We start from the raw sequence: 20,654 nt of genomic DNA on the forward strand, positions 1-20,654 counted from the left end.
GGTAGCCGAGCTACATGGCATAGCCACAGCTGGCCAGGGTGAGTGAGTTCCACGACGACCCGGCGCCTGCGCGCGGAAGGCGTCGGTGTTGGTGCGGGCCGCAGCTAGCGTTGCCCTGTGAGGTGGCTCTTGCTGGCGTGCGCGATCATCTGCGAGGTGTTTGCATCGCTCAGCCTCGAGGGTGCGATCGATCATCCGTGGCTGTACGTCGTCGTCGGCTTCGGTTACCTGGTCTCGTTCTGGTTGTTCGGACGGGTGCTGCGGGCGGGTATGCCGGTCGGCACCGCGTACGCCATCTGGGGCGCGGTGGGCGTCGCGCTGACAGCGGTGTTGGCCGCGATCATCTTCGACGAGTACTTGAGCACCACGACGATCATCGGTCTGGTCGTCGTCATCACCGGCGTCGTGGTCATCAACCTTGGCGGCGGCCACGGCGAGACCCGTTCCGGCGCCACGAGTGCATCCGATCCGGATGACAGGGGGCGCGGCACATGAGCTGGGTGCTTCTCGCGCTGGCGATCCTGTGTGAGGTCGGGGCAACCCTGGCGTTGCGGATGGCGAGCACGCCGCGCGAGGGCAAGTCGCCGACGCGCCGCTGGTACCTGGCTGTCGTCGCCGGTTATGGGCTGTCGTTCGTGCTGTTCTCCGTCGTGCTGCGGCTCGGGATCGGCCTGGCGATCAGCTACGGCATCTGGACGGCGGCGGGCGTCGCGCTGACGGCCATCGCAGGGCGGGTCTTCTTCAAGGAAACCTTCACCCGGACGATGATCATCGGAACGCTGCTGATCATGATCGGCGTCTTCTTGATCGAGGCCGGCTGAGGCAGCCTCGAGGGTGCCAGCAGAGATGGGCCGGCTGTGGGTCGGGCCATTTCTCTAGCTCCGCGTTCGCCGACTTTGTCACCGACGATCCCGCCGGTCCGGCGTGTCGACCCCGGTTCAGCCAATCCTCGGCTACAAAATCAGCGGTCATGGCCGGGCCGCCGACGAAATGCTGTTGCCGCCGGCTTCGGCTCGCGTGATGCTGGTGCCGAGTCGCGTAGAAGGGTGGCATCGTGGCACCAACGGTCATCGTGATCACCGGACCTGTCGGATCAGGGAAGAGCACGAGTATGCGGGCCCTCTGGGAGTTGCTCGATCGCGAGGGTGAAGCTGCCGCGATGGTCGACATGGACAGCCTGCGCGCGCTGAGCCCGGACGACCCCGCCGATCCTTTCCACGCCGGACTTGGCGTGGAGAACCTTCAAGCGATATGGCCACAGTTCGCCGCACGCGGCGCGCGCTGGCTGCTGCTGACCGACGCAGTCGAGCGTCCCGCGCAGCGCGCCGTGTACGAACGCGCCGTTCCGGACGCAGCAGTGATCATCGTCCGACTGGACGTGCCCATCGATCGCGTCCATCCACAACTCCGCGGTCGTGAGGTGGGCAGTTCCCTGGAATGGCATCTGAACCGCAGCGTCGAGCTCCAGTCGATGATGATCGAAAGAGGCGTCGGCGACGTGATCATCCCCGTCGACGGACAGCGGCCATCAGAAGTCGCCCGGTTGATTCTCGACGCGGTGCAGCTACATGTCCGATCGCCCGACGCGAGCGAGATGCCCCGACCGTGATCGCATCACACGGCCGACGCCGATGTCACTTGAATACGCGGCGCAGGTAGTTCGAGAGGCCTTCGACAACCAGAACCATCACGATGACCATGGCGATGATCGCGGTGACGATCGGATGGGTCGCGGTCAGGCCGGCGGCCAGGGTGAGGTAGTAGCCGATTCCGCCCGCACCGACGATGCCCAACACCGTGGCCGAGCGGATGTTGGTGTCCAGCAGATAGAGAGTGTTACCGAGCAACGAGGGCAGCCCCTGCGGCAGCGTCGCGGAGCTGAACACCTGCAGTCGCCCAGCGCCGGTGGCGCGCACCGCCTGCTCCGGACCGGCATTGACCTCCTCGAAGGAGTCGGCGATCAATTTGCCCAGCAAGCCGATACCCCCGAAGGCCAGGGCAAGCACCCCGGCCTCAGGCCCCAGGCCGGTGATGATGATCAACACGATGGCCAGCACGAGCTCCGGCACACCGCGAAAGATCACCAGGAAGACCCGAGAGACGTTACGCACCCAGCGGTTCGGCGCGACATTGCGCGCGGCCAGCGGACCGAAGATCAACGAGAAGACGAAGGTGAGCAACGCCGCGGCGAACGCGATCTGAAGCGTCTGCTCGATGGCGGTCACATACGTCCCCACGTCGTACGATCCGAGGCTCGGCGGCCAGAAGGATTGCATCGTTGACCAGACGTACTTCCAGGTGATCTGTTTGGGATCCAGCCGCGACATCACGAAGCCGCCGATGACGACCAGCACTCCGACCCAGGCCCAGGCGGTGGTGGAGATCCGACCGCGGCTCCAGGGCCGGTGCATCGCCTTCTCCACGGTGAGGTCGGCCTGCGCCAGAGTGTCTGCGACGACGTCCCTGGGCCGGCTGCCCCGCCGAAGCCTGCGCATCATCGTCTCGCCGAGGGTCCGGCGCGTCGGGGTCGCCCCGAGCAGCATCACCCGGATGGTCGAGGCGATGATCTCGGTCACCACACAGAGCAGGAAGATCACGATCGCGATTCCGAGCGCCGGCCCGAAGCCCTCAGGAAATCGCTGGAAGTCGAGATTCATCCGGTAGCCCAGGCCGCCGACTCCGGCGTAGCCCAAGATCACCGAGCCGCGCAGGTTGATGTCGAAGCGGTGCAATGCGGTTGCGACCCAGCTGGGAAACACTTGCGGAAAGACACCCGACCAGAACTCCTGCGGCTTGGACCCACCCGCGGCCCGGATCGCGATCCGCGGCCCTTCGTCGATCTGTTCGACGGCATCGGCGAAAAGCTTGGAGATCATGCCGATCGAATGGAACCCGATGGCGATCACGCCGGGCCAGGTGGCGCCCAGCGCAAACATCAACGACACCGCCATCGCCAAGATCACGTCCGGGACGGCGCGGGTGATGACACCGATCGCACGACCGATGATCCGCGTCCAGCGCGCCGGAGTGGTGTTCGATGCCGCGAGGTAGGCCACGGGGATCGAGATGACTGCGGCGACGACGGTACCGGCGATCACCACACCCAACGTGACCGAGATCAGATAGACCAGATCGGGCGTCGAGGGAAACGAGATCGGGTCCATCTGTGCGATGGTCTTCTGCAGGTTCTGCACCGACAACTGGAAGTTGTGCGGCGAGAAGTCGATCCGGGTGAGCGACCAGATGGCGAAGCCCGTCATGGCGACCAGCAGGATCGACGCGATGATCTTGTTCGTCGAGATCCTCGGACGGCGGACCTCCGCCTGACGTGCGTCCTCCGGATGAGTATCGACCGCAGTAGCGGTCACGACCCGGCCCCGACGGCCCCGGCGACACTCAGCTCGCTCTCAATGGCAGCGAATTCGCTGGTGGAGACGCTGACGTGGCCGTAGATCTCCATGGCCCTGTCTCTCGAGAGACCCGTGGTCGGGGTGTCGAGCACGACCTCGCCGTGCCGCAGCCCGACGATCCGGTCGCTCCAGCCGAGTGCCAGATCAACCTGGTGCAGCGAGCACACGACCGTCAGTCCGCGCTCGGCTGCGATCTCCCGGATGAGATTCATCACGACGTCGGAGGATTCCGGGTCCAGCGAAGCCACCGGTTCGTCGGCGAGCAACACCTCCGGATTCTGCATCAGGGCACGGGCGATGGCCACCCGCTGCTGCTGACCGCCGGAGAGCTGATCGGCCCGGTTGTACGCCCGGTGCAGCAGTCCGACACGATCGAGGTGGGTGAGCGCTTCCTGCTTGAGATTCTTGGGCCACGTCGACAGCCCGAGCCGCGGCCCTCTGACTCGCGCCAGGGCACCCGTCAACACGTTCTCCACCACCGTGAGCGACGGCACCAGCTCGAACTGCTGGAAGATCATCGCGACCCGTCCGCGCAGGCTCCGCAAAGCCGTCGGTCGCAGCGACCGCACGGATTGACCCAGCACCGTCACGTCGCCCTCGGTGGGCATCTCGAGGCCGTCGATGTGGCGCAGCAGGGTCGACTTGCCGGACCCTGACAAGCCGAGCAGGACGACGACCTCTCCTCTCGTGACGGTGAGATTCACTGCCCGGAGCGCCCGGGTCTCACCGAAGTCCTTGGTCAGGTCGGTGATCGTGATGATCGAGGAGGTCGTCGTACGGTTCATCGTGCTCCTTCGCAGTCGTCCCCAACCGGATCAGCTGGGTGCGCAGTTGGCAGCAGGGATGTTCTTGCAGAGGTTGTCGATGGTCGTGTAGTACGACGGCTTGAATGGCACGACACCGGCGTTCGAGGCGGAGTACGCCTTGGTGATCGTGACTCCGGCGGCCTTCATCGTGTCCGGGTTGGCGGTCTGCAGGGCCTTGGTCACCTTGGCCTTGACGCCGGCAGGAAGAGTGTCCGAGACCTCCCACGGCACGCCGGGAACGAACTCCTTCTTGATCGACTTCAGCCCCGAGACGTAGTCCTTGGTGTCGATGTCATCGGCGAATCCGACATCGCACTGGCCCGCAGCGACCGCCTGGGCCGACTTCGGGTGCGACCCGGCGAAGACGGCGGTGAAGTCGTCGAATTTCGGATTACCCGAGGCGTCCTGACCATCCTGCTTGACGCTGATACCAGCCTCGTTGAGCATGTTCAGGCCGAACAGGAAACCCGAGGTCGAGGTCGGGTCCACGAAGCAGACCTTCTTGCCCTTGAACTGGGACACGCTCGTGATCGGAGAGTTCTTCGGCACCCATGCCTCGGAGTAGTAGCCCGGCTGCGTGGCGCCCGGGGACATCTGAAGCGAGACCGGGGTGAACTTGCCGCCCTTGTTCTTGACCGTCTCGTACTCCAACGCCCCGGCGGTGAAGACGTCGACCTTACCGGCGACCGCGGCCGCGATCAGGCTCGGATAGGAGGTGGTCGGGAAGAACTTGACCTTCAGCCCGGTCTGCTTGGCGAGGTAGTCGGCCACCGGCTGGTAGCCCGACTCACCGCTGGTCTCGTCGGGCAGATTGCCGACCACGATCGTGCCCGAGTCAGCGGCGAAAGTCCCCTTCTGGCTCGAGGATCCGGGGGTGTCGGCGGCAGACGATGTCCCACAGGCGGCGAGAGTCGCGATCATTGCGACGCTGGCAGCTGCGAGACCGACGGCCTGGGTGCGCAAACGCATGGGTTGCCTTTCGGATGTTCCGGCCCGAGCCGGACAGCAGGACGCGCCGACCATAGGAGCCGGGCATGAACCGCGTGGCAACTGTGATCGACAGCGAAGGAAATCCCGTCTGAATCAGTCGCGAGCCGGGCGATCCGCGCCGGGGCGGAGAGCCGTTTGACCGATTGGCCCCCGTGGGCGGCACGATAGGGTCGGGTGATCGAACTCACGAGGAGCGGGATGAGCAACCAGGGATACGGTGGACCACAGGACCCGTACGGACAGCAGAACCCGTACGGGCAGCAGGATCCGAACCAGCCGAATCAGCAACCGGGGCAACAGCAGCCCGGGCACCAGTCGGGCGGCTATCAACAGCCCGGCGATCAGCAGTCCGGTTGGCAGCAGTCCGGTGGCTATCAGCCGGCTCCCCCGGTCGGCCCGGGCCAGATGCCCTACGGGCAGAGTTCTTTCAAGCCGGTCGGCGATCCGGGGACACTCGACCTGCCCTGGTACGGCATCGGTTTCGGACAGGCGATCAAGCGCGCCTTCCAGAAGTACGTCCGCTTCGACGGCCGGGCCAGCCGGAGTGAGTTCTGGTGGTTCTACCTGTTCAACGCCCTCGTCGGCTTCGTGCTGTCGATCCCGTCCGAGATCGTGAATATCAGCCAGTCGGTGTCGGCGGCGTCGAACGGCACCACCCCACATCTGGGAACTGTCTATCTCGCTCAGATCCCGGTCTACATCTGGACCCTGGCGGTATTGCTGCCGACGCTGGGGATCACCTGGCGCCGGCTGCACGACACCAACCGGTCCGGCGCCTGGTGGTTCCTCAACTTCGCCTGCGGGATCGGCGGCATCGTCCCGCTGATCATGTGCATCATGGACAGCAATCCCGAGGGTCAGCGTTTCGATCGCGTCCAGAACGCCGGGGGATACGGACAGGCTCCGGGAGGATATCCGGGCGGGCCCAGCTACTGAGGCCTGCCCGCGTCAGAAGCTACCGACCCGATCCTTTGACCGGGCAAGCTCGTAGGCGGCCTGCAATCCCTGGCTGGTGGCGCGTACCGCGTTGAGTCCGGCGGTGGACTCTGCGCCACCGACGACGCGGTACGGCACTCCGAGACCGGCGATCATCGCGACCAGCGAGTCGTTGCGTTCTTGACCCGCTGCGATGATCACCGTGTCCGCGGCGATCAGCTGACGCTCGCCGTCGGCGTCGGTGATCACCAGACCGTCGTCGGTGATCTCCTGATAGTCGATGTCGGTCAACATCCTGACACCGTGGTGCCGGATCGATCCGACCACAGCCCAGCGAGTGGTCAGCCCCATCCCGGACCCGACGCGCCCCGTCCGGCGCATCAGCGTCACGGTTCGAGTCGGCTTCGGCGGCTGGTGCTCAGCGGCCGGTTCGGCAAGGCCCCATTCGCCTAGAAAGCCTTGCTGGCGTCCTGCAAGGTCCCCGGTGCCGTCATCGACGAGCAGGTGGGCAAGATCGACGGCGATTCCGCCACCGCCGATGATCGCCACCCGGTCGCCGATCGACTCGGGATCGGCCAACGCCTGGTGATAGCTGATCACATTTGCGCGGTCTGCCCCCGGCAGCTCGACTTCGCGAGGCAGTACGCCGGTGGCCAGCACGATGCCTCCGCACCCGCTCAGCTCCGCCTCGTCCCGATCGGTGATCGGGTGGCCGAGGCGTACGTCAACGCCGAGGCGTGCCAGCTCGGCGGTGAAGTAGCGGATGGTCTCACCGAAGTCGCGTTTTCCCGGCACCCGCCGGGCCATCCGGAACTGGCCGCCAAGCTCGTCCTCGGCCTCGTAGAGAGTCACTTGGTTGCCGAGGTCCGCCAGCGCCCGGGCGGCTTCCAGGCCGGCCGGGCCACCGCCGATCACGGCGAACCGGCCCGTTGCCCCGGCGCCCTGGGGGAATTCGAGTTCGCGGCCGGCGCGTGGGTTGACCAGGCACGACACCGGTGTGTCCCCGATCGACCGGTCGATACAGGCCTCGTTGCAGGCGATACAGGTATTGACCAATTCAAGCCGGCCGTTACGTGCCTTGGAGACGAACGCCGGATCGGCCAGGAACGGGCGAGCCATCGAGACGAAGTCGATCTTTGCGCCGGCGAGGATCTGCTCGGCATGATCGACATGGTTGACCCGGTTGGACGCGATCACCGGCACGTCATGGCCGGCCGCGACCAGCGCATCCTTGATCGACTCGGCGACGGGGACCCAGACCCCCTGCGGGACCAGCGTCTGCACGGTCGGGATCTGCGCCTCGTGCCAGCCGACGCCGACATTGATCGCGTCGACACCCTCGTCCGCAAGCGCGACCGCGAAGTCCGCGATCTCCTCCGGAGTGCTCGAGTCCGGCACCAGGTCGGCGCCGGAGATCCGGAAGATCACCGGGAGCTCGCCGGAGACGTGCTTGATCATCCGGAGCAGCTCGAGCGGGAAGTTCCGTCGCCGTACGGCGTCACCGCCCCAGTGATCATCCCGCTGGTTCGTCAGCGGCGACAGGAACTGGTTGACCACGTAGCCCTCGGACGCCATCACTTCGATCGCGTCGAAACCCAACGCCCGTACGGTTGCAGCGGCACGGGCGAAGTCCGCGAGCGTCTGCCGGATCTGATCCTCGGTCATCGCCTCCGGCATACACCGGGAGAATCTGCTGTAGACCGCCGAGGGTGCCACCGGGGTCAGGCCGAAGGCCGACTCGAAGGCGTACCGGCCGGCATGAAACAGCTGGGCCGCGATCTTGGCGCCGCCCTCGTGGGCAGCGGCTACCGCACGGGCGAGCCCTTGCTCATGCTCAGGATCGCCGATGATCGCGTACATCCTGCCGCCGGCGCCGACCCGGTTGACCGCGATGCCACCCGTGACGATCAGGGACGCGCCACCCCGGGCCCGCTCGGCGTAGAAGGCGGCCAGAGCCGCACCGTGATCATCGCGGGCCTCGAGGTTGAGGTGCATCGAGCCCATGATCAACCGGTGGTCGAGCCGGAGGCTTCCGAGCTGCCCGGGCCGGTCCCACATCTGGCGAGAGGTCACCGGCTCGGCACCGCGCCGCGGATATTGAGGAATATGTGACCCCTCGGCGGACATGGGCTACCTCGTCGGGCGTTCGGGCAGGGTCAGCGGGGCCTCGGTGTCGGCGAAGAACGGCGGCGCCACGATGCTCAGTCCGCCGTCGACGACGATCGTCTGTCCGGTGATGTACTCCGCACCCGGCGACAGCAGGAAGGCCAGGGTGTCAGCGACCTCCTGCGGAGTGCCTGGCCGGCCCTTCGGGATCCGGTCCAGCACGGTCTGCATCGACGCCATCCCCGGAACCCCGTAGAAGTAGTCGAGCGAGTCGGAGTCGATCAAGCCGCCGTTGACAGCGTTGACATTGATCCCGTACGGCGCGAATTCCAGCGCCATGTAACGGACCCACGCCTCCGCCGCCGCCTTCATCGCACCGAGCGTGGCGTAGGTGGGGTAGGCGCGGATGCTGCCGTACGAGGTCAGTGTCAGGATCCTGCCACCCTGGTCCATCAGCTTGACGGCCTCCTGGGCGCCGAAGACCAGCGGACGCAGATTCATCGCGTACGAGCGATCCAGGTGATGGGGCTTGAGGTCGACGATGTTCTTGAATGCGCTGGCCGCAGCATTGGAGACGAAGTAGTCCAGCCGGCCGTAGTTGTCGGCGACCGCGTCGAACAACGACGCGACTCCCCCGTCGGCCTCGACATCGGCCTGCACCGCGATACCCTGGCCGCCCAGCTCGACCACGTCGGCGACGGTCTTCTCCGCCAGGTCGGCGCTCTTCTTGTAGTTGACGACGATCGTCGCCCCCTCTTTGGCCAGGGTGAGCGCCAGCGTCCGGCCGATGCCACGGGACGCACCGGTGATCAGCGCGATCTTGCCCTCATGCAACTTGCTCACAAGACATCCTTCGACTTCTGGAGTTCGCGGAAAACAACCATCTTCTGGATCTCGTTGGTGCCCTCTTCGAACCGCTGGGCGCGGGCGTCCCGGTAGACCCTTTCGATCTTCTCGGTCTTCCAGTAGCCCAACCCGCCATGGATCTGCAGCGCCTTGTCGGTGGCCCGGGCCAGCATCTCGACTGCGGTCATCTTCGACATCGAGGACAGCGCCGACCCGCGCGGTGAGCCCGCCTCCCACTCCCGGGCCGCGTGCAGGATCAACTGCTTGGCGGCCTCGATGTCGGCCTCGTTCTCGGCCAGCATGAACTGGATCGCCTGGCGCGCAGTCAGCGGCTTGCCGAAGGTGGTCCGCTTGCTGGCGTAGTCGTAGGCCAGTTCCTGCGCCCTGCGGGCCAGGCCGACGCAGCTCATCGCGACCGAGATCCGTGACGGGGTGAGGAATCCGCCGAGCGCGACCTCAAGACCCTGACCCTCGTCACCGAGCCGGTTCGCCACCGGGACCGGAGCACGGTCGAAGATCATGTGCGCGTGATCGGTGCCGGTCACGCCCATTGTCTGGGAGGTGTCCTTGACCGTCACGCCGGGAACATCCCGCGGCACCATCAGCGCGACGGTGCCCTGATGGCCGGTCGAGCCGGCGAGGCGGGCCGCCAGCAACCAGTAGTCACAGCGGACCCCGAAGGTGATCAGGTGCTTCTCACCGGAGAGGTAGTAGGTGTCCCCCTCCTTCTCGACCGAACAGGTGATGTCGGCACCGGTGCCGTTGCCCGGCTCGGTCAGTGCGAAGGCGACCTTCTTGGTGCCGGCGACCGACGGCCGGACGAACTGATCACGCTGTTCCTCGGTTGCGAAGGGATCCATCGCCCGCCAGGTGCCGTTGACGACGTGCACGATCATCCGGACCGAGGCGTGCGAGGCGGAGAAGATCTCCATCAGGCCCATCCACTGCTCGAAGGACAGTCCCTTGCCGCCAAGGCGTTGCGGTGCTGCCATCGAGAGGTAGCCGCGCTCGCGCAACTCGGTCCAGAGCTCCTCCGGCACTTCGCCGGTGGCCTCGATCCGGTCCGTCCAGTCCTCGCCGGGGCCACGGACCCACTCGGTCACCTCGGTGACGAGCTTGTCGTGGTCACCTTGGGCGATGCCGTGCACTACGACAGGCTCCGTGCTCTGACTCACTACTGCTTCCCTCCCACGCGCTGGGGCTTCAAGCCCTTCGCCTGCTCCCGCAACAAGAATTTCTGGATCTTACCGGCAGCGTTGCGCGGCAGCACGTCGATCACCTCGAGGCGCTCCGGCCAGTAGTACTTGGCCACCTGATGATCATCGAGGTAGGCGATCATCTCGTCGAAGCTGATCTTGGACCCGGACTTGGCCACCACGAAAGCACAGGCCCGCTCGCCGAGCCGATCATCGGGCATCGCCACCACCGCGACATCGTCGACCGACGGATGCTCGTAGAGCAGGTTCTCGATCTCGGCGACCGGCACCTTTTCGCCACCGCGGTTGATCACGTCCTTGACCCGGCCGGTGATCCGGATGTAGCCGGACTCGTCGATGATCCCGAGGTCGCCGGTCTTGTACCAGCCGTCCTCGGTGAAGGCCTCCGCGGTCAGATCCGGCCGGTCCAGGTAGCCCTGGAACTTCGTCGGCGAGAGGATCTCGAAGTTGCCCTCGGTATCCGCCGCCAGGACCACACCGTTGTCGTCGGTGATCCGCAGCTTGATGCCCTCCAGCGGGCGACCGTCGGTACCCCACACCTTGACCGGCTCGTCGGTCGGCACGCTGAGCGCGCCGAGGCAGGTCTCGGTGGTGCCGAAGGCTCCGCAGACCGCGGTGCCCAGCACTCGGGTGGCCCGCTCGGCGAGACCGCGCGGCACGGCAGCACCGGTGGCGACGAAGATCCGCAGCTTGCCCGGAGCCTCCTCGCCGTTCTCCACCGCCTTGACCAGGTCGGCCAGGAACGGCGTCGCAGCCTGGACGAAAGTTCCTTCACCCTCGCGCAGCGCCTGCAGCGCCCGCCGCGGGTCCCAGACGGCCTGGATGATCTCGGGCACGCCGAGCGTCATCGCGACCCACATCCCGTACAGGAAGCCGGTCTGGTGGGCCAGCGGGCTGGGGATGTAGACCGCGTCCGAGGCGTCGAGTCCGAGATGACGGATCTCCATGGAGGCCGCCCGGGACAGCGTGCCGCCGGTCATCAGGGAGCCCTTGGGTTCGCCGGTGGTACCGGATGTGAAGAGCAACTGAGCGGTCTGGTCCGGCGTCGGCTTCCGGTCGGCAAGTGCCTGGGTGTCAACGTCGCCGGTGAGCAGGTCGCTCCAGTCGTGCCAGGACACGTCGCCCGGGGACCAGTCGGCGCCGATCTGCACATCGCCCGGCAACACCACCACATGCCGGAGGTCTTCGGGCACGTCACCGTAGTCGCCGTTGACGATGCCGGCGATCTCCTCGGCATGAGCGCGACCGCGGAAGGTGTCGGGCACGAACAGCACCCGGGCCTTGGCCCGCCGCAACATGAAGGCGATCTCACGCTGCCGGAAGATCGGCATCAGCGGGCAGCACACCGCGCCGATCCGCATCGTCGCCAACGCGATGATCACGAATTCGGTCCAGTTCGGCAACTGCAGCGCGACCGGTTCGCCCGGCTGTACGCCGAGTCTGATCAGCTGTGAGGCGACCTGGTTGACCTGTTGGTCGAGCTCACCCCAGGTGATCTTGTTGGTGGCGCGCGGCCGGGCGTCGATCACGGCGACGTCGTCCGGACGTTCGGTCGCCCAGCGGGTCAACCAGTCCGACAGTGTCAGCTGTGCAGCAAGATCGGGATGCTCGGCTTCCTTGGGCAGTTTGCGATGTCCGCGGGTCGCGCGGCTGGGCGTGCCACCCTCCACGGTCATCGGAATGCCGAAACCGTTCATCGCCTCGAGGTAGGTGGGATAGGAGATCCGGTACGCGTTCGGATAGGTCAGCGTAGACTCGCCGGTCGCCGTGGACGCGGCGATCGCCAGCGACATCAGCACCCGGTGATCGTTGAAGGACGACAACTTCGCACCGTGCAGCTGATCAATGCCGCGGACCCGCAGGACGTCACCGTCAAGATCGAGATTGCCGCCCATCTGGTTCAGCTGCAGCATCGCCGAGACCCGGTCGGATTCCTTCAACCGGACGTGGGCGATGTTGCTGAAGGTGGTCTCGCCGTCGGCGAAAGACCCCATCACGGACAAGATCGGCAGCATGTCCGGGATACCACGGCAGTCGATAGCGGCCGGCTTCAACCGGATGCCGTCGTGGCTGATCCGTACGCCCTCGTCGGTCAGCTCCATCGGCACGCCCATCTCGCGGGCGATGTCGAGGAAGTGCACCTCGGGGTGGTCGGCCGGGCCTCCGGAGAGCTGGTTCATCCCGCGCAGCAGGATGTCAGAGGGGTGCAGCGCCGCAGCGGCGATGCCGAAAGCCGCGGAGCCGATGTCCGGCGGCATCACCAGATCGCAGGTGGTCGCCTGCTGGTTGGGCTCGATCTCGAACCGGCGCCAGTCCGGGGAGAAGCTGACCTTGAGGCCGAACTGCTTCATCATCTCGACGGTCAGCTCGATGTAGGGCTGCTCGTTGAGCTCACCCTGGACCTCGATCACGGTCTTGCCGGTGGCGAAGGGCGCCAGCAGGATCAGACCGGAGATCCATTGCGACAGCGTGCCGGCGATGGTGACGTGGCCGCCGGCGGGACGCTTGGCCTTGACGCTGATCGGCGGGCAGTCATTGGCCGACTCGAGCTCCACGCCCATCTGTTCGAGTGAGCGGAGCAGTGGGCCGACGGGCCGACGCTGGAAGTATTTCTGGCCGGTGACGACGACGTCCTTCTCCGACAGCGCCGCCAGGCCGATCATGAAATAGAGCGTGGTGCCGGAGCTGCCGGCGGAGACGCTGTCCTTGGCCGGCCGGTAGGTCCCGCCGAGGCCGTGCACGATGAAGGTGTCGCCCTCGATCTCGATCTTGACGCCCAGGCCGCGGAGCAGGCCGACGGTGTACTGGACGTGGCGCGCGTCGGAGAGTCCGGTGATCCGGCTGACCCCCGGCGCCAGCGAAGCGAGAATGAGGGCACGGTGTGCGTGGTATTTGGAGTTCGGCACGAGTGCTTCACCGGTCAGCCGACCGCTGGTTCCCTTGACGAGCAGATGCATGGAGATCGACTCCCGTCCGTTCTGTGGTGCGCCGTTCTGGCCCGGACAAGCTTCTCCGCCCGGGGCCAGGCAGTTTAGCGACCGACCGTGCGCTAACTGCCAGTCGTGAACATACGCCTTTCTGTGCCGGAGTTGAACCCGGGGCCCCCGGAGTGTCGGCGCCGGGGCTGTCCTAGGTTTGTCGCCGTGGTCGCGATCAGCTGGGACAACGGCAGTTCGGTTCTGGATTTCCAGGGCGGTGACGACGGCCCGATCCGGCTGGTCGATATCCGCGACGCCGATGGCGCACAGGCCTCCCCGGTCACGGGCCGTCCGGGTCAGCCGCTGGTCGAGATCCTCACCCCGCGCTGGGGCAACCAGACCTGGGGGACCTCTGCCCGGCACTCGGGCACCCGGGTCGGCGAGCAGTTGCGCTACGTCTCGCACACGGTCGATGCCGACAGGCTGACGATCACCCAGGCCGATCCGGCTTCCGGACTGCAGGTGATGAGCACCCTCAGCAGTCTCCCCGGGGTTGCGGCCGTACGCTCCCAGACCTCGGTGTCGGCTCTCGACGGAGCCGCCCCGGTCACCCTGTGGGCGGTGACGAGCTTTGCTGCCGACGTCGTGATCAGCCCCGATCTCAACAACCTCGACGTGTGGTCGGCGAAGTCGTCATGGGCGGCCGAAAACCGCTGGGGCTCACAGCCGTTGCGGGCCCGGGGATTGGCGCGGATCGACGCATCCGCCCGGGGCGAGCTGATCCGCGATGCGGTGGCCATCTCGTCGATCGGCACCTGGAGCTCGGGCGCGGTCAACCCGGCCGGCGCCGTACGCGACCAGGCAACCGGCCGCACCCTGGCTTGGCAGATCGAGCACAACGGCGGCTGGCTGGCCGAGGTCGGCGAGCTGCGCAACGCCCACGGCCACGGCGGTTATCTGGCACTGCTCGGCCCGACGGATGCCCGGCACCATTGGTCCTTCGTCGTCGATGCCGAGCACAGCTTCACGACGGTCCCGGTGACGATCGCGGTCGCCGACTCCTTCGATGACGCCTTCGGCCGGCTGGCCGACCATCGCCGCGCCGCTCGTCGGGATCATCGGCAGAACAGCACGCTGCCGGTGATCTTCAACGACTACATGAACACGCTGATCGGCGACCCGAGTGAGGACAAACTGCTGCCGCTGATCGACGCCGCAGCAGAGGTCGGCAGCGAATACTTCTGCATCGACGCCGGCTGGTACGACGACACGGCCGGCTGGTGGGCCAGCGTCGGCGACTGGGAGCCGTCCACCGTACGCTTCCCCCGCGGCCTCACGTTCATCCTCGACCACATCCGGGATCGGGGCATGGTACCCGGCGTTTGGATGGAGCCCGAGGTCGTCGGGATCACCAGCAACGCCGCGCGATCGCTGCCTGACTCGGCTTTCCTGCAACGCGGCGGCGTACGGATCACCGAGCGGGACCGCTACCTGCTCGACCTGCGGAGCCCGGCCGCAGTTGATCATCTCAATGCCGCCGTCGACCGCTTGATCAACGATCTTGGTGTCGGTTTCTTCAAATTCGACTACAACGTGACACCGGGCCCGGGGACCGACCTGGACACCCCATCGGTCGGTCACGGGCTGCTGGAGCACAACCGCGCCTTGTTGGCCTGGCTGGACGCGCTGCTGGACCGGCACCCAGACCTGGTGATCGAGAACTGTGGTTCCGGCGCCATGCGGTCGGATTTCGCGATGCTGTCCCGGCTGGCGCTGCAATCCACCTCCGACCAGGAGGACCCGCGGCTCTACCCCGCGATCGCGGTGGGCGCTCTGGTGCACATCCTGCCCGAGCAGGCCGGCAACTGGGCCTACGCCCAGCCGGAGATGACCGACGAGGAGATCGTCTTCACGATGTGTACGGGTCTGGCCGGACGGCTCTACCAGTCCGGCCATCTGGACCGGATGACCCCGCAGCAGCGGCAGCTGGTGGCGGTGGGAATCGCCGTGCACAAAGAGATCCGGGGCGATCTCGTACGATCGACGCCGCGCTTCCCGACCGGCCTGCCCAGCTGGGATGACCCGTGGACCACGGTCGCGCTGGATGCCGGCGAGGTTGCGTACGTGATCTGTTGGCGGCAGGCGGACGCGCCCGAGAGCGTACGACTTGATCTTGGTGGGTTGACCGGCGAAGCGACCGCGGTCGAGCAGCTCTATCCGGCACCGGGTGTCGGCAGCGACTGGCATGCGGAACTCTCAGGTTCCGGACTCGAACTGACGGCCGCTGCCGGGGTGTCCGCGCGGCTCTTCCGCCTCACGCTCCGCTGATCCGCACCAGTACCCGAGATCCGCACCACCTGCAGCTGGTGCAGATCTCGGTAGCCGATGCGGGTGTGGTCGGCTGACGCTCCGGAGCGGGTGACGGGAGTCGAACCCGCCTCTCGACCTTGGGAAGGTCACGTTCTACCGATGAACTACACCCGCGCGCAGCACTCGACCGCGGCCTCGAAGTCTACACAGATTTTCCTGCAACCCCTGCCACGACCTCAGAAAAGTGATACAAATTAGCTATCACTTTCTGAAAGGAGTGGCCATGAACGAGACCGCACAGCCGGTCGGCCACCAGGGCGCACGAGTCAGCGTGAGCCAACACCCCACCTTCGCCGTGAACGGCTGGCTCGGCGTGCTGGTGGGCGCCCTGTGCATCGCCGTCGGGTGGTATCTGATCAGCAATGGCGTCGGCGGGGGTTTGCTCTGGATCCCGGCCGTCATCCTGGTGCTGGTCTGCACGACGTTCGTCGTCGTCGCTCCGGGCCAGATGGCCGCGGTGCAGTTCTTCGGCAGCTACGTCGGCTCGGTCCAGAAGGCCGGCTTCGTCAGCGTGCTGCCGCTGACGAACCGACGCAAGATCAGCGTCCGGGTCCGCAACTTCGAGACCGGCCGGCTCAAGGTCAACGACGCAGGAGGCAATCCGATCGAGATCGCCGCGATCGTGGTCTGGCAGGTCACCGACAGTGCGAAGGCGCTCTATGCGGTCGACAGCTACGACGACTTCGTCCGGGTGCAGTCCGAATCCGCACTTCGGCACGTGGCCAACAGCTATCCGTACGAGACCTACACCGACGAGTCGGACGAGGTCGGCACCTCGTTGCGCGGATCGACCGACGATGTGGCGGCGCAACTGGCCCGTGAGGTCGCCGAGCGGGTCGCGGTGGCCGGCGTCGAGATCATCGAGGTGCGGATCTCCCACCTCGCCTACGCCCAGGAGATCGCCCAGGCGATGCTGCGCCGCCAGCAGGCCAGCGCGGTCGTCTCGGCCCGCGGCCGGATCGTCGAGGGCGCGGTCAGCATGGTCGAGCTCGCCCTGGCCCGGCTCACCGAGCACGAGGTCGTCGAACTCGACGAGGAACGGAAGGCCAGCATGGTCAGCAACCTGATGGTCGTACTCTGTGGCGACCAACCACCGTCGCCGGTAGTCAACGCCGGGACCCTCTACACCTGAGGCGGGGCCCGTTGAGCGATAACCCGCGCGAACGACGCCAGGACCGGCGCCAGGTCCTGCTTCGGCTCGACCCGGCAATCCACGATGCGCTGATGCGCTGGGCCGATTCGGAGTTCCGGAGTGTGAACGCCCAGATCGACATGCTGCTGCGGCGCGCGCTGACCGAGGCGGGCCGGATGCCGAAGAACGCCGGCCCGTCACCGCGGCGTGGCCGGCCGCGGTCGGCTCGCGACGAGGATCCGTCCTGACGACTCGGGGATCGACCTGATCTACACCCCAGCCCCGTCGGCAACTCCTCGCCTGGAGCGCCGGCTGGCACTAGTTTGGGAGGGTGACCACGTCCCAGCCCGAATCCCGGCCACCGGCACCCCGGTGGGGATCGCAGTCCGGAGCCCTGCGCGCGTCCGACGCCGATCGCGACCAGGTCGCGAATGTGTTGAGCACCGCATACGCGGAGGGCCGGCTGACCCGCGAGGAGCACGACGAGCGGCTGGGCCAGGTGATGGCGGCCAAGACCTTCGAGGAGCTCATCCCGCTCACCCAGGACCTCGTCTACACCGGTGCGGCGCCGGCGCCGGCACCCAGCACCAATCCGCAGAGTTCCGCCCTCCTCGACACCACCAGCCCCAACCCCGAGCCGGACCGGATGGTCGCCGTCTTCGGCGGCACCAGCCGCAAGGGCAAGTGGCGGGTCCGGCGCAAGATCGAGGCGTACGCGCTCTTCGGCGGCCAGGACCTGGACATGCGGGAGGCAACCTTCGAGAGCCCGGTGACCGAGATCTCCGGCTTCTGGTGCTTCGGCGGGATGGAGATCAAGGTGCCCGAAGGCATCGAGGTGCACGACCAGGTGATGGGCATCTTCGGCGGCACTGACATCTCCAAGGTCGGCGACCATGCACCGGGCGCACCGATTCTGGTGATCAAGGGCGTGGCATTGTTCGGCGGGGTCAGCGTCAAGGGCAGCACCAAGCGCTTCAAACGATGAACCCGGACCCCACAATGCCTGCACCAGGGACCTCCCGGCCGACGGCAGCTGCGGTGGATTCCTTGTTCGCCTCACCCGGCGATCCCTGGCGACGCCTCTCCCCGAACTACCGCTCGATGCGCCGGCTCACCTCGGTGATCGGCATCGGAGTGATCTTCCTGGCCGGCGCGCTGCTGGTCGGGCTGCTCGCCGGAGTGTGGTGGCTGGCCGTGGTGATCGTGCTGGTCGGACTGGCGATCCTGATCGCCCGTTGGATCGTCGTCGGCCGCAACTGGCAGTCCTGGGGCTATCTGGAACGCCAGGAGGATCTCTACCTCACCCACGGCGTGCTGTTCCGAACCATGATCACCGTCCCGTACGGCCGGATGCAGCTGGTCGAGGTCCGCAGCACCCCGCTGCAGCGCTGGTACGGACTGGCGACTGTCCAGCTCGTCACCGCGAGTGCGTCCACCGACGCCGCGATCCCGGGCCTGCTGCCCGACGAGGCGGCCCGGTTGCGGGATCGGCTCAGCGAGCTGGGTGAGGCCAGGGCCTCCGGGCTATGACGTTCCCGACTGCATCGCCGACCCCGAGCCGTCCGGAGGACCCCCAGCCGCTCGGCGGCCGACCGGTCAAGGAGACGGCCCGACCGCATCCGCTGACACCGCTGATCCGGGGCTGGATCGTGCTGCTGGTGATCATCTTCGGCGTCGGGCGACAGCTGGTTCCCGACGGCTCCGGAGAATCTCCTGTCAAGAACCTGCTTCGGCTGGGTATCGCCTGGTTGCTGTTGATCATCTTCGGCATCGTCGTGCTGGCCGCCGGCGCCGGCTTCATGTCCTGGTATTTCACCCGCTTCGTGATCGACGATGAAGAGTTGCGGATCGAGACCGGCTGGCTGGCCAAACGGTCGCGGCGGATCGCCTTCGAGCGGATCCAGTCGGTTGATATCGTGCAGCCGCTGGCGGCGCGGATCTTCGGCCTGGTGGAACTGCGGATCGAAGCCGGGGCCGGCGACAGCAGAACCGTCCTGCGCTACCTCAGCCGGCGTGAGGGCACCCAGATCCGCGACTATCTGCTGGCCCGTGCCCACGGTGACCGGGTCACCCGCGCCGCCTCCTCAACGCTGCCCCAGGCCAGTGCGCTCACCGATCTCAGCGAATCCGAGCATCCGTTGGTCAAGATCGGACCGGGACGGTTGATCGGCGGATTCGTACTCTCCACTGAATTCGGATGGACGCTGCTGGTCTGGATCGTGCTGTTCGCTGTCGGTGCCGTCATCGGCCAACCGGTCGTCGGACTGGCCGCACTCATCCCGATGATCTTCGCCGCCTTCGGTCTGGTCAGCCGCCGGGTGGCCAGCCAGTTCAACTACACCCTGGCGGAATCGTCGCGAGGCTTGAGAATCACCCGGGGCCTGACGAATCTGACCAGCCAGTCGCTGCCACTGGACCGGATCCAGGGCGTACGAATCTCGCAGCCGATCCTGTGGCGGCGGTTCGGCTGGTCACGGGTTGACATCGATGTGCTCGGCTACGGCACGGCGAGCAATCGCAACGAGAACCGCAGCGACGTCTCCAGCATCCTGTTGCCGATCGCCGATGCCGCCCAGGTCCGCACCGCGCTCAGCCGGGTGCTGCCGGGTCTCGACCTTGATCGACTGGAGTTGCACCCGTCGCCGCGGCGGGCGCAGGTGATCCGCTGGTTCGACGGCTGGACCCTGCGCTGGGGCTGGAACGATTCGGTGATCGCCAGCCGGCACGGGTGGATCGACCGCACCACGGATCTGGTGCCGCACGCCAAGGTGCAGTCGGTACGGATCACCCGCGGTCCGCTGCAACGCTGGCTGCAGCTGGCCAGCGTGCACGTGGACACCCCGCGCGGCCCGGTTACGCTGGTGGCCAACCATCTCGATCCCGCCGCGGCCCGGACGCTCGCGCTGAGCGAGCTGGACCGGGCCCGGGCCGCTCGCCGTCGGCTGCCACCGGGGCCCGGCGACATTCCGGTGCTCGAACGCTTCGGCCTGGTCGGTGTCACGCCGCTGGGCGCCGGTGGCGAGTCCACGGTCTATCCGCGCGGCGATGATCAGGTGCTCCGGATCTACAAAGGTGATCATCAGGGTGATCATCAGGGTGATCATGGTGGGGCGACGGATCTCGTGCAGCAACTGCGCTCGGCCTACGACGCGTTCGGCCAGTACGACCTCGGCTTCCGTACGCCACTGATCGTCGAATCCGGCGAGCTCTTCGGCCGGACCTACACAATCGACCGGCGGATCCCTGGCACCTCGCTGTCGGCCTGGCTGCCGACGGCGGCGCGCGACCAGCGCCGTACTGCCCTGTTCCGATACCTCCAGGTGGCAGGCAGGATCCGGCTGCTGCCGCTGCCGGCCCAAGATTTCGGGCGGCTCTTCGGGACCGATCCCCGCCGGTTCCCCACGCTGGGATCGCTGCTGGAGGACCAACTCCGCACGGCGGTCCGCCAGACCCAACAATGGCTGCAGAAGGACCTGCCGGCCGCAGCCGTGGAGCGGGTGATCGAGGAGGTGCGGCAGCGACGGTGCCGACCGGCGGTCGTGCACGGCGACTACTACCCGGGCAACGTCTTCGTCGACATCGCCGCCGACGGCTCGGCGGTGATCACCGGCGTCGGCGACTTCAGCCCGCACACGCTGGCCGCGGATCCGCTGATGGACATCGCCGGGGCGGTCTCACTGATGGGACTGGAGGACTATCCCGAGGTCGCCGAGGACCAAGCTTTCGTGCACCAGCAGGCAATCGCCCTCTACGGCAACGCCGAACCCGATATCGACTACTGGCTGGACGTCTACCGGCGCTATTACGCGATCTACTACGCCGCCGACCCGGCGGTCTATCCGCATTCGGTCGCGGCGTTGGAGCGATGAGCGGCCCCGGTCGCACTCCGGCACCGGTCGGCCACCCTGGACCATTAGGCTGCC

17 protein-coding genes and 1 tRNA gene are annotated in these 20,654 nt (G+C 66.8%); 10 read left to right on the forward strand and 8 right to left on the reverse strand.

All coding sequences use genetic code 11. The annotated features are described in order from the left end of the window. Window positions 1-117: 117 nt before the first annotated feature. From IEY07_RS12300 to IEY07_RS12310, 3 genes are all read left to right on the forward strand, one after another. Window positions 118-495 carry a DMT family transporter gene (locus IEY07_RS12300; protein WP_188895647.1) on the forward strand — a complete coding sequence of 126 codons (378 nt, stop codon included), beginning with the start codon at window positions 118-120 and terminating at the stop codon, window positions 493-495. Further along, window positions 492-821: a DMT family transporter gene (locus tag IEY07_RS12305; protein ID WP_188895648.1), complete on the forward strand. Its 330-nt coding sequence runs from the start codon at window positions 492-494 to the stop codon at window positions 819-821. Before IEY07_RS12300 ends, IEY07_RS12305 begins: the two co-directional genes overlap by 4 nt. Window positions 822-1,159: 338 nt before the next feature. Beyond that, window positions 1,160-1,609 carry a hypothetical protein gene (locus IEY07_RS12310; protein WP_188895649.1) on the forward strand — a complete coding sequence of 150 codons (450 nt, stop codon included), beginning with the start codon at window positions 1,160-1,162 and terminating at the stop codon, window positions 1,607-1,609. A gap of 25 nt (window positions 1,610-1,634) precedes the next feature. Here the strand turns inward: IEY07_RS12310 and phnE are convergent, their stop codons facing one another. The 3 genes from phnE to phnD are packed head-to-tail and all read right to left on the reverse strand — an operon-like array spanning window position 1,635 to window position 5,185. After that, window positions 1,635-3,368, reverse strand: coding sequence for a phosphonate ABC transporter, permease protein PhnE (gene phnE, locus IEY07_RS12315; protein WP_229670018.1), 1,734 nt, complete (start codon window positions 3,366-3,368; stop codon window positions 1,635-1,637). After that, the gene (gene phnC, locus IEY07_RS12320) at window positions 3,365-4,195 is read right to left on the reverse strand and encodes a phosphonate ABC transporter ATP-binding protein (RefSeq protein ID WP_188895650.1); all 831 of its coding nucleotides are present in this window, start codon (window positions 4,193-4,195) and stop codon (window positions 3,365-3,367) included. Before phnC ends, phnE begins: the two co-directional genes overlap by 4 nt. A 30-nt stretch (window positions 4,196-4,225) precedes the next feature. Then, the gene (gene phnD, locus IEY07_RS12325) at window positions 4,226-5,185 is read right to left on the reverse strand and encodes a phosphate/phosphite/phosphonate ABC transporter substrate-binding protein (RefSeq protein WP_188895651.1); all 960 of its coding nucleotides are present in this window, start codon (window positions 5,183-5,185) and stop codon (window positions 4,226-4,228) included. 219 nt (window positions 5,186-5,404) lie between these two features. Here phnD and IEY07_RS12330 point away from each other — a divergent pair, with 219 nt between their 5' ends. Further along, entirely contained in the window at window positions 5,405-6,142 is a 738-nt protein-coding gene (locus tag IEY07_RS12330; protein ID WP_188895652.1) for a DUF805 domain-containing protein, read from the forward strand. A 12-nt stretch (window positions 6,143-6,154) separates the two neighbouring features. Here IEY07_RS12330 and IEY07_RS12335 read toward each other — a convergent pair whose 3' ends face one another. From IEY07_RS12335 to aroA, 4 genes are read right to left on the reverse strand one after another with little or no spacing between them, the layout of a single operon-like run. Continuing rightward, a complete protein-coding gene (locus IEY07_RS12335) occupies window positions 6,155-8,269 on the reverse strand; it encodes an oxidoreductase (RefSeq protein WP_229670019.1) in 2,115 nt (704 codons plus the stop codon). A gap of 3 nt (window positions 8,270-8,272) precedes the next feature. Next, a complete protein-coding gene (gene chcA, locus IEY07_RS12340; RefSeq protein ID WP_188895653.1) occupies window positions 8,273-9,091 on the reverse strand; it encodes a 1-cyclohexenylcarbonyl-CoA reductase in 819 nt (272 codons plus the stop codon). After that, complete coding sequence (locus IEY07_RS12345; protein ID WP_229670020.1) at window positions 9,088-10,269, reverse strand: acyl-CoA dehydrogenase family protein; 1,182 nt, start codon at window positions 10,267-10,269, stop codon at window positions 9,088-9,090. Before IEY07_RS12345 ends, chcA begins: the two co-directional genes overlap by 4 nt. Beyond that, window positions 10,269-13,268, reverse strand: coding sequence for a 3-phosphoshikimate 1-carboxyvinyltransferase (gene aroA / locus IEY07_RS12350; protein WP_188895654.1), 3,000 nt, complete (start codon window positions 13,266-13,268; stop codon window positions 10,269-10,271). Before aroA ends, IEY07_RS12345 begins: the two co-directional genes overlap by 1 nt. A 186-nt stretch (window positions 13,269-13,454) precedes the next feature. Between aroA and IEY07_RS12355 the strand changes: the two genes are divergently transcribed. Further along, window positions 13,455-15,557: a glycoside hydrolase family 36 protein gene (locus IEY07_RS12355; protein WP_188895655.1), complete on the forward strand. Its 2,103-nt coding sequence runs from the start codon at window positions 13,455-13,457 to the stop codon at window positions 15,555-15,557. An 85-nt stretch (window positions 15,558-15,642) separates the two neighbouring features. Here IEY07_RS12355 and IEY07_RS12360 read toward each other — a convergent pair. Further along, window positions 15,643-15,713: transfer RNA gene (locus tag IEY07_RS12360), tRNA-Gly, on the reverse strand. Window positions 15,714-15,822: 109 nt separating this feature from the next. Between IEY07_RS12360 and IEY07_RS12365 the strand changes: the two genes are divergently transcribed. The 5 genes from IEY07_RS12365 to IEY07_RS12385 all read left to right on the forward strand — a co-directional run bounded on the left by IEY07_RS12365 (window position 15,823) and on the right by IEY07_RS12385 (window position 20,600). Further along, on the forward strand, window positions 15,823-16,731 hold the full coding sequence (locus tag IEY07_RS12365; protein ID WP_188895656.1) for an SPFH domain-containing protein: 909 nt from the start codon (window positions 15,823-15,825) through the stop codon (window positions 16,729-16,731). Between the two features lie 11 nt (window positions 16,732-16,742). Beyond that, window positions 16,743-16,979: a type II toxin-antitoxin system antitoxin gene (locus IEY07_RS12370; protein ID WP_229670021.1), complete on the forward strand. Its 237-nt coding sequence runs from the start codon at window positions 16,743-16,745 to the stop codon at window positions 16,977-16,979. 83 nt (window positions 16,980-17,062) lie between these two features. Beyond that, window positions 17,063-17,716, forward strand: coding sequence for a DUF1707 SHOCT-like domain-containing protein (locus tag IEY07_RS12375; RefSeq protein ID WP_188895657.1), 654 nt, complete (start codon window positions 17,063-17,065; stop codon window positions 17,714-17,716). A 14-nt stretch (window positions 17,717-17,730) separates the two neighbouring features. Continuing rightward, on the forward strand, window positions 17,731-18,261 hold the full coding sequence (locus IEY07_RS12380) for a PH domain-containing protein (protein ID WP_188895658.1): 531 nt from the start codon (window positions 17,731-17,733) through the stop codon (window positions 18,259-18,261). Further along, the gene (locus IEY07_RS12385; protein WP_188895659.1) at window positions 18,258-20,600 is read left to right on the forward strand and encodes a PH domain-containing protein; all 2,343 of its coding nucleotides are present in this window, start codon (window positions 18,258-18,260) and stop codon (window positions 20,598-20,600) included. The genes IEY07_RS12380 and IEY07_RS12385 overlap by 4 nt, the downstream gene beginning before the upstream one ends. Window positions 20,601-20,654: the final 54 nt, after the last annotated feature.

The organism is Microlunatus endophyticus (assembly GCF_014646195.1).
Classification (GTDB): domain Bacteria; phylum Actinomycetota; class Actinomycetes; order Propionibacteriales; family Propionibacteriaceae; genus Microlunatus; species Microlunatus endophyticus.

What these genes read in the sequence shown, in the direction of transcription:
- IEY07_RS12335 (WP_229670019.1), bottom strand. Translation starts at nt 8,269, where the DNA reads ATGTCCGCCGAGGGGTCACATATTCCTCAATATCCGCGGCGCGGTGCC.
- IEY07_RS12380 (WP_188895658.1), top strand. Translation starts at nt 17,731, where the DNA reads ATGCCTGCACCAGGGACCTCCCGGCCGACGGCAGCTGCGGTGGATTCC.
- IEY07_RS12310 (WP_188895649.1), top strand. Translation starts at nt 1,160, where the DNA reads ATGGTCGACATGGACAGCCTGCGCGCGCTGAGCCCGGACGACCCCGCC.
- IEY07_RS12385 (WP_188895659.1), top strand. Translation starts at nt 18,258, where the DNA reads ATGACGTTCCCGACTGCATCGCCGACCCCGAGCCGTCCGGAGGACCCC.
- aroA (WP_188895654.1), bottom strand. Translation starts at nt 13,268, where the DNA reads ATGCATCTGCTCGTCAAGGGAACCAGCGGTCGGCTGACCGGTGAAGCA.
- IEY07_RS12305 (WP_188895648.1), top strand. Translation starts at nt 492, where the DNA reads ATGAGCTGGGTGCTTCTCGCGCTGGCGATCCTGTGTGAGGTCGGGGCA.
- IEY07_RS12365 (WP_188895656.1), top strand. Translation starts at nt 15,823, where the DNA reads ATGAACGAGACCGCACAGCCGGTCGGCCACCAGGGCGCACGAGTCAGC.
- IEY07_RS12330 (WP_188895652.1), top strand. Translation starts at nt 5,405, where the DNA reads ATGAGCAACCAGGGATACGGTGGACCACAGGACCCGTACGGACAGCAG.
- phnC (WP_188895650.1), bottom strand. Translation starts at nt 4,195, where the DNA reads ATGAACCGTACGACGACCTCCTCGATCATCACGATCACCGACCTGACC.
- phnD (WP_188895651.1), bottom strand. Translation starts at nt 5,185, where the DNA reads ATGCGTTTGCGCACCCAGGCCGTCGGTCTCGCAGCTGCCAGCGTCGCA.